The following is a 1,756-nucleotide window of genomic DNA, read 5'->3' on the forward strand; positions in this document are numbered from 1 at the left end:
GTGGAAACAACAAGCTGGTTGGCCTGGCGCGCATTCTCGGCGTTCTGCCTGACGGTGCTGGTCAGCTCTTCCATCGAACTCGCCGTCTCTTCCAGACTCGATGCCTGTTCTTCGGTGCGCGACGAGAGATCGATGTTGCCGGCAGCGATCTGGCTCGACGCCGTCGCCACGGCATCGGTGCCAGTACGAACCTGAGAGACGACCGTCACCAGGCTGTCGCGCATGTCTCGCATATTGGCCAGCAGGCTGGTTTTATCGCCGGCTTTGATATTGACTTCCACGGCCAGGTTGCCAGCGGCGATTTCACGCGCCACGACGGAGGCATAGCCAGGTTCGCCACCCAGCTGGCGGGCGAGGGAGCGGGTCAGGAACCAGGCAATTGCGGCACCTGCGACAACGGCGACAGCGGCAATCACCAGCATCAGCAGGCTGGTGGTGGCCGCGAGATCCTGCACACGTTTGGCTGATTCATGCATCAAGCCCACTTGCAGTTTGACCAGATCCTCCAGAGGCTGTGCGAGTGCACTCTGGGCCTGGCGGCCCTCGCCGCTCAAAACCGTGCGCGCCCCTTCCATGTCACCGGCAAGGCCGGTTTCAATCGCCCGGTTCATGGCGGTGTTGTAGGCATTGCGGGCTGCGAGCGCGCTTTTGAGTATCCGGGCGCCCTCCTCCGTATTCATTGTTTCTTCCAGCTTTTTGAACATGGCGCCGGTTTCGGCGCGCAACTCGCCGATGTGTTTCTTTTCGGCCTGCTTCACGTCTTCGTCGTTGGCCAGGGCAATATCTCGCACGGCACGTGCCTGTAAATTCAGATTGGTCTGAATGGTACGGGTCCACACCACCTTGGCCATGCGATCATCGACCAGCTGTTTTGCTTCGCTGCTGGCCCGCTCCAGCTGGACACGAGCAATGATGGCGATGGCCAATCCCAGCAAGATGACCAGCGCAAAGCCCAGCCCCATGGCAGTGGCGACTTTCATGCGTGCGCCCTTGGTGTGGTTCATTTCTTTCTCCTTGATGTATAAAAATCAGTAGCTCACAGGCGGGCCGCCAGCGATGGCAGCGGAAGAGCCGCCACGAAGGCGAGCGGGGGTTTCTGGCTAAGTTTCATGATATTTGCTCCTGAAGGGCTGAATAATTACGGAAGGTCCCGGTTTCATAACTCTTCCCATTCGTCGTTGCCGCCGCCGGCAACGGCCAGCTTCTTCGGCCGGGCAAGAAGCGGCGTCGGTACCGGCTTGCCGGCCTTGCGGGCAGCCGGCTTCGCCGTCATCGCCTGCTTTAACACCGGAAGCTCGGACCGTACGCCGTCGTGCATGCCATCCTCCAGCTTGAACACGCTCACCGCCTCGGCCAGCCTGGCCGCCTGCTCCCGCAGACTCTCGGCCGCCGCCGCCGCCTGTTCCACCAGGGCGGCGTTCTGCTGCGTCATCTCGTCCATCTGACCGACAGCCTGGTTGACCTGCTCGATACCGGCGCTCTGCTCCTGGCTCGCCGCGGCAATCCCGCCCATGATGTCGGCCACCAGTTCAACCGAGGTCACGATGTCGTCCATCGCTTCCCCGGTCTCGTCGACCAGCCTGCTGCCTGCCTCGACCTGCTCCACCGAGTCCTGGATCAGGGTCTTGATCTCCTTGGCAGCGCCAGCGCTGCGCTGGGCGAGGTTCCTCACCTCAGAGGCGACGACGGCAAAGCCGCGCCCCTGCTCGCCCGCCCGCGCGGCTTCGACCGCCGCGTTCAAGGCAAGAATGTTGGT

The 1,756-nt window shown here is 62.3% G+C and carries 2 protein-coding genes; both read right to left on the reverse strand.

Going from position 1 to position 1,756, the window contains the following annotated elements:
- Nucleotides 1-962, reverse strand: a 962-nt coding sequence (locus B059_RS21720; protein WP_211206945.1) for an MCP four helix bundle domain-containing protein, incomplete at its 3' end; no start/stop codon positions are given.
- A gap of 194 nt (nt 963-1,156) precedes the next feature.
- On the reverse strand, nt 1,157-1,756 hold a 600-nt coding region (locus tag B059_RS0118330; RefSeq protein WP_018079677.1), incomplete at its 5' end, for a methyl-accepting chemotaxis protein.

It is taken from the genome of Thiobacillus denitrificans DSM 12475 (genome assembly GCF_000376425.1).
GTDB classification, from domain to species: Bacteria; Pseudomonadota; Gammaproteobacteria; order Burkholderiales; family Thiobacillaceae; genus Thiobacillus; species Thiobacillus denitrificans.